This is a genomic window from Mesorhizobium sp. M7A.F.Ca.US.006.04.2.1 (assembly GCF_004022915.1).
Lineage (GTDB): Bacteria > Pseudomonadota > Alphaproteobacteria > Rhizobiales > Rhizobiaceae > Mesorhizobium > Mesorhizobium ciceri.
This window is the reverse complement of record NZ_RZQA01000335.1, coordinates 1-6,243: the sequence shown is the minus strand read 5'-3', so window position 1 is coordinate 6,243 and position 6,243 is coordinate 1. Positions and strand designations below refer to the sequence as shown.

The window sequence follows — 6,243 nt, the reverse complement described above, 5'->3', positions numbered from 1 at the left end:
AAGACGATGTGGTAGGGTTGGGCTGAAGGGCGCTCAAGCCTCATTCAGCACATCATAGATCTTGCGCATCTGCTCGCCGATCATGTCGCATTGCTCCGGCGTCGACTGGCTCATCGCCTTCTCGATCAGCGCCATATGCACTTTCAGCGCCTGCATCAGCAGCGCCTCGCCGGCTTCCGTCAGGGCGAGACGCAAGATGCGCTTGTCCTTCTCATCACCCTCGCGGCGCAGCAGGCCACGCGCTTCCAGCTGCGGCAACAGCATGGTGATGTTGGAGCGGCCGACGAGCAACTTGCGGGCAAGATCGTGCTGCGACATTCCGGGGTGGCGATAGAGGTTCATCAGCACGTCGAGCTGCGCCGGTTTCAAATCGAGCGGCGCAAGTTTCACCGCCAGCGTGCGCTCAAGCACATGGCAGGCGCGCGCCACCGCGACCCAGTTGCGGAAACGCGGGTTGTCCCAAGGCAGCTCTTGTTTATTGTTCATCTTTGAACTATTATGTTCATGCTTGAACGTATGGATGGATTCTCACTATGGCATCATTCGGGCTGAAGGTCATCCGGGGCGTGTTCGGTGCGGCAGAGCGTGTCGCGCCACGGCTCAGCGGACGCGCGGCGTTCGAATTGTTCTGCCGCACCCCGAATGTCAAGGCGCTCAGCGATGGCGAGCGCCGCGCTGTCGAGCGTGCGACGGGGTTCATGACCGAGGCGCGTCATCACCGGCTGAAGACCGCGACCGGCTGCGTCATGGTGCACGAGTTCCGGCCCGAGCCGGGCAGGGCGGCCGTCGGCACGGTGCTCGTCGTCCATGGCTGGCGCTCGCGCACCGAATATATGCGCGCCTTGATCGAAGGCTATCGCGCCGCCGGCTACAGGGTCGTTTCGCTCGACCTGCCTGGCCACGGCCAGTCGCAGGGCCGGCGCCTGAACATGGTCAATGCGGTGGATGCGGTGCGGGTTGCCGGCGAATGGTTCGGCCCGTTCGCGGCGGCGGTTGGCCATTCCTTCGGCGGCGCCGTCGCCGCCAATGCCATCGCGGGCTCGGTCAAGAACATCCCGCCGCTGGCGGCGGGACGCCTTGTGCTGATCGCGGCGCCAAGTTCCCTGCCGGCGATCTTTGCCGACTTCAGTCATATGTTGAATGTCGGCCCGCGCTCGCAAGCCGCCATGGCGGACCGGGTCGAGCATCTTTCCGGCCGGCCGCTGCACGAATTCACCGGCGACCGCCAGCTCGCCCAGGCACCGGTGCCGACCCTGGTCATCCACGCGCCGGACGACCGCGAAGTCTCGGCCGATCACGCAAGGCGCTATGCCGGCGCCGGCGGCCATGTGCGGCTCTACTGGGCCGACGGGCTTGGCCATCGCCGCATTCTTGCCGACAAGGGCGTGGTCGAACGCGCGGTCGGCTTCGTGACGCATCGCGAGCCATTGCTGCTGCATTGAGCGGCGGTCGAGATTATTTCTTCTTCTCGCCGGGTTCGACCGGCAGTCCGGCGGCCTTCCAGGCGGTGTAGCCGCCGAGGATGTGCTTGACCGGCGAAAGCCCCATGTCCTGCGCCGTCTTTGTGGCCAGGGCAGAGCGCCAACCGCCGGCGCAGAAGAACACGAAGCTCTTTCCCGAGGCGAAGAACGGCTTGTGGTAAGGGCTTTCGGGGTCGATCCAGAATTCCAGCATGCCGCGCGTGACATGCTTGGCGCCCGGAATCCGGCCGTCGCGTTCCACTTCGCGTGGATCGCGCAGATCGACGAAGATGGTGTCTTCATCGTCGAGCAGCCCGGCCGCTTCCTCCGGCGAAACCACCTCGATCACGGCGTTCGCCTCGTCCAGCAGCTCGCGATAACCCTTTTTCACGCTCTCGTCCCTCCCGGCCCTGCTGGCGGATTTCGAGCACACCAGCCGGCGTTTGTCACGCCGCGTTGCCGCCGGCCAACGTCTGCCAGGCAGCCATGGCCCCGGCAGCCGTCGCCAGCAGGGCAGCGTGCGAGGCGCCGTCTCGCGCCTGGATCGACATGCCGTGCTGGACCGTGGCGAAGAAGGTCGCGGCAGCGCTCGCGTCGAAATCCGCCGGCAATTCGCCTTCGGCAATACCGCGCTCCAGACGTTTTTGCAGGGCGGTGTGGTTTTCGGCACGACGGCGGCGCAGATCGTCGCAGATGGCGCCGCGGCTCGAATCCTGATGCAGTGCGCCCAGCGTGATCAGGCAGCCCTGCGGGCGATCGCTCTGCGCATAGGCTTTCGCCGTCAGGCACAGGAATTGTTCGATCGCCTGCCGCGCGGTCGGAGCCTCGTCCAATGCCAGCCAGATGTCGGCACCCTCGGTGTGCGAGTAAAAATCCGTCGCCTCCAGGAACAGCGCCTCCTTGCTGCCGAAGGCAGCGTAGAGGCTGGGCGAGTTGATGCCCATGGCGGCGGTCAGCTCGCTCATCGATGCACCTTCGTAACCACGCGCCCAAAACACCTGCATCGCGCGGCGCAGGGCCGCGGTTCGATCGAAGGTGCGGGGACGGCCTCGTTCCGACATGACGCTCTTTCTGTGTTGATCGATACATAATTCAGTTGACGCCAGCGGGCAAGGCTGACAGATATTTATGTATCGATCATTACATAAAAGGAGAATTCGATGTCTTCCAGCAGATTGAACGGCAAGGCCGCGCTCGTCACCGGCGGCAGTCGCGGCATCGGCGCGGCGATTGCGCGGAGGCTGGCGGCCGATGGCGCCAGCGTCGCGCTGACCTATGTGCATGGCGAGGAACAGGCCCGCGCTGTCGTCGCCGAGATCGAGGCCAAGGGCGGCCGCGCCATCGCGATCAAGGCCGACAACCGCGATGCGGTCGCCCTAGACAAGGCAGTCGATGACGCCGTAACCGCCTTTGGCCGACTCGACATCCTGGTCAACAGCGCAGGCATCTGGCGCGCCGCCCCAATCGACACGCTGTCGCTCGCCGATTTCGACGAGACCATGGAGGTCAATCTCCGGGCCCCGTTCATCGCTTCCAAGGCCGCGGCCGCCCATATGGGTGAGGGCGGCAGCATCATCTCGATCGGCAGCAACCTTGCCGAGCGGGCGACCGACGGCAGCCTCACGGCCTATTCAGCCAGCAAGGCGGCGCTGGTCGGCCTGACCAAGGCGCTGGCGCGTGACCTCGGCCCGCGCGGCATCACCGCCAATGTCGTCCACCCCGGTTCGACCGACACCGACATGAACCCGGCCGACGGCCCGCATGCCGAGCATCAGCGCCGGAAGATGGCAACGCCGCGCTTCGGCAAGGCCGACGACATTGCCGGCATGGTCGCCTGGCTCGCAGGCCCGGAAGGCCGCTTCGTCACCGGCGCTGCCCTGACCATCGATGGCGGCGCCAACGCCTGATCCCGCGGGGATTTCCGGCTGGGGCGGAACCACCCTCCGCTCCAGCCGTCACGATCTTGTGAAACCGTTCTGCAACAGGCTTTCCAAAATTTATGAAAGCTTAACGAAATCGGTATGAATCAGTATAGTCGCGCCTTACATCCGCCATGCGGTGAGCGGGACGATCGAGCGTGCGGAACGGGAACCGGTTGCGGCCGGAGCGGGTGATTCATGAAATTCCTCGGAAACAAAGCAACCGTGATGCCGCTGATGGCAATCACGGCGACGCTGGCTTTCGGTGTACCCCAGGCAGGCGCGCAGGGGCTCTTCGACATGCTTTTCGGCGGCGGCGTCAGGCATGCGCCGAAAGGCGAGTTTCCGCCCCCGCCACCGAAGAACAAGCCAAAGCCGAAAGTGTCCGGTGGCGGCGGCGGCAATGTGAAGATCAGCAGCCCGTCCTACTACACCTACAAGGCCGACCGGCTGGTTCGCGTCGACTTCTCGGCATTGGCCGCGACGCCGGCGCCGGCGACACCGCAGGACGCCGCCTTCGTCCCGTCGGCTACGGGTGCCGCGTTTCGTGATGCGGTTGCCAGCTTGGGCGACTACGAACTCTTAGCCGAGCCCGACATCGCCAAGGCGCTGATCGCGTACTACTCGGCCAATCCGGATTTCATCTGGATAAGCGGAACCAGCCTCAACAGCCGTGCGCAGGATGCGGTGCGGGTGCTTGGCGAGGCTTCAAGCTATGGCCTCACGCCCGCCGACTATACGGTCGAAGTGCCCGCTGCCGGCGCATCGTCGACCGATGCCAATGCGCAACTGAAAGAACTCGTCCGTTTCGAGATGGCGCTTTCGGCGCGTGTGCTGCGCTATGCCCACGACGCCCAGAACGGCCGCGTCGATCCCAACCGCATGACCGGCTATTATGATTTCCCGGCCAAGCCGCTCGATCTGCAAGGCGTGCTGAAAACGCTGGCTCATACCCAGCAGGTGCGCACCTATCTCGAATCGCGGCACCCGCAGAATGCGGAATACCAGGCGCTGCGCGTCGAACTGGAAGCGCTGCAGGCCAGTGCGGAAAACGAAATCGTCGTCGACCCCAAACTGCTGCTGAAGCCGGGCGAAACCAGCCCCGAACTGCCGAAGCTGCTGACCCTGATCGCGCGCAATCTCGATGACGAGATGGGCGGCGCCTATGGCGAGGTCCTGTCCAGGCTGGCCACCAGCGACGTCTATGATCCGGAACTGGTCCCGGTCATCAAGGCCGTGCAGCAGAAGGCAGGCATGAAGGGCGACGGCGTCATCGGCCCGCGCACCGTCGCGACGCTGGCCGGAACATCCAAGGCCGACAAGCTGCTGAAGGTGGAAGTGGCGCTGGAGGAACTGCGCTGGCTGCCCTCCGATCTCGGCAGCCCGCGCGTCTTCATCAACCAGCCGGCCTTCACCGCGAGCTACATCGACAATGGCGAGGAAAAGCTCAAGACGCGTGCCGTCATTGGCCGGACCACCAACCAGACCTCCTTCTTCTACGACCAGATCAAGCAGGTCGATTTCCATCCCTATTGGGGCGTGCCCCAGTCGATCATCGTCAACGAGATGCTGCCGAGATTGCGCAACGATCCGGGCTATCTCGACCGGTCCGGCTATGAGGTGACGGATTCGCGCGGCAAGCGCATTCCTTCGTCGGCGGTCAACTGGGGCGCCTATGGCTCGAACATCCCCTACAGCGTGCGCCAGCAGCCGAGCGAGGCCAACGCGCTGGGCGAGTTGAAGATCCTGTTCCCCAACAAGCATGCGATCTACATGCACGACACGCCGCAGAAATCGTTCTTCCAGCGCGATATGCGCGCGCTCAGCCATGGCTGCGTGCGGCTGCAGGATCCGCGCGGCATGGCGGCGGCGGTGCTTGGCACCTCCGTGGACTATATCGCCGAAAAGCTGAAGCACGGCCACGCGACCGAGAACGTGACACGCACGATCCCGGTCTATGTCGCCTATTTCACCGCATGGCCCGATCTGTCGGGCAAGGTCGAATATTTCGGCGACGTCTACGACCGCGACTCGCGGCTGAAGCAGGCCCTGGATGCCACGGAGGCGGTGCGTTCGCCTTCGAGTTGATTTTTAGCGCTCGAACAGCGGCCGTCGGAAGCCGGCGTCGCGCCCGGCGATCAGCCAATAGAGCAACCCGGCGACAAGGCCGGCAGCGGCAATGATGCCGATGTCGACCCAACGCTCCGGGTCCATGTCCTCCGGTGCGCTCGGCCAGATCAAGGCGAAGCCGCCGACTGCGGCGCCAGCGCCGAAAACCATGTGCAGCAGGACATTGCGCAACGAGAAGAACTCGGCGATCAGCGCGAAGATCAACGTCTGCAGCGCGGTCACCACGATGGTCAGGAAATAGACGAACATGCCGAGCGGCGGCACCAGCAGCACCGCGATCGGCGAAACGCCCATGACGTCGAAATAGTTGGGCGCATTGGGCAAGGAACTGAGCACGCCATAGATCACCGCGATGGCGATCAGGCCGACCAGCACCGATACGAAGTAGCCGGCCAACATCATCAATATGCGCTTCATCACGTGCTTTGCCGTCGCCATCCCCATCCCCCAATGCGGCGCCCGGAGCTATTCCAGGAAATGACAGTCAGCCATCAAAGCACGACTGACGCAAGGGGAGGCGCCCGCGCCAGGGCGATCGCCGAAGTTGGCGCCGGGAGCCTGTGACGCAGCCGAGAACGAATTCGCGTCGGAACGTCCCTATTTCGGCTCCGCCGTCACGGGATCATAGGTGATTTCGACCTTCGCCTTGTCCGCCGTGTAATAGGTGACGGTGTAGGCGCCGCTGTCCCAGTCGACCTCGTCCACATAGCGAAAGCCGTCGCGCTGCTCGACCT

The 6,243-nt window shown here is 64.3% G+C and carries 7 protein-coding genes and 1 pseudogene; 3 read left to right on the top strand and 5 right to left on the bottom strand.

Features of this window, described 5'->3' with window-relative positions; translation table 11 throughout:
• Positions 1–33: 33 nt before the first annotated feature.
• Positions 34–486, bottom strand: a complete 453-nt coding sequence (locus tag EN925_RS18520; RefSeq protein WP_013531696.1) for a MarR family transcriptional regulator — start codon at positions 484–486, stop codon at positions 34–36.
• A gap of 47 nt (positions 487–533) precedes the next feature.
• Between EN925_RS18520 and EN925_RS18515 the strand changes: the two genes are divergently transcribed.
• Positions 534–1,442, top strand: a complete 909-nt coding sequence (locus EN925_RS18515) for an alpha/beta fold hydrolase (RefSeq protein WP_027161593.1) — start codon at positions 534–536, stop codon at positions 1,440–1,442.
• 13 nt (positions 1,443–1,455) lie between these two features.
• On the opposite strand, the gene EN925_RS18510 is transcribed toward EN925_RS18515, so the two are convergent.
• Together EN925_RS18510 and EN925_RS18505 are read right to left on the bottom strand one after the other, a co-directional pair.
• The gene (locus tag EN925_RS18510) at positions 1,456–1,851 is read right to left on the bottom strand and encodes a rhodanese-like domain-containing protein (protein ID WP_013531694.1); all 396 of its coding nucleotides are present in this window, start codon (positions 1,849–1,851) and stop codon (positions 1,456–1,458) included.
• 55 nt (positions 1,852–1,906) lie between these two features.
• A complete protein-coding gene (locus EN925_RS18505) occupies positions 1,907–2,521 on the bottom strand; it encodes a TetR/AcrR family transcriptional regulator (protein WP_128336785.1) in 615 nt (204 codons plus the stop codon).
• Between the two features lie 99 nt (positions 2,522–2,620).
• Between EN925_RS18505 and EN925_RS18500 the strand changes: the two genes are divergently transcribed.
• Entirely contained in the window at positions 2,621–3,367 is a 747-nt protein-coding gene (locus EN925_RS18500; protein ID WP_013531692.1) for a 3-oxoacyl-ACP reductase family protein, read from the top strand.
• Positions 3,368–3,577: 210 nt separating this feature from the next.
• Complete coding sequence (locus EN925_RS18495) at positions 3,578–5,467, top strand: murein L,D-transpeptidase (protein ID WP_063172136.1); 1,890 nt, start codon at positions 3,578–3,580, stop codon at positions 5,465–5,467.
• A gap of 3 nt (positions 5,468–5,470) precedes the next feature.
• On the opposite strand, the gene EN925_RS18490 is transcribed toward EN925_RS18495, so the two are convergent.
• Together EN925_RS18490 and EN925_RS41660 are read right to left on the bottom strand one after the other, a co-directional pair.
• Positions 5,471–5,953: a hypothetical protein gene (locus EN925_RS18490; protein ID WP_164753774.1), complete on the bottom strand. Its 483-nt coding sequence runs from the start codon at positions 5,951–5,953 to the stop codon at positions 5,471–5,473.
• 153 nt (positions 5,954–6,106) lie between these two features.
• A pseudogene (locus EN925_RS41660) lies at positions 6,107–6,243 on the bottom strand (PepSY domain-containing protein); the annotation flags it as partial.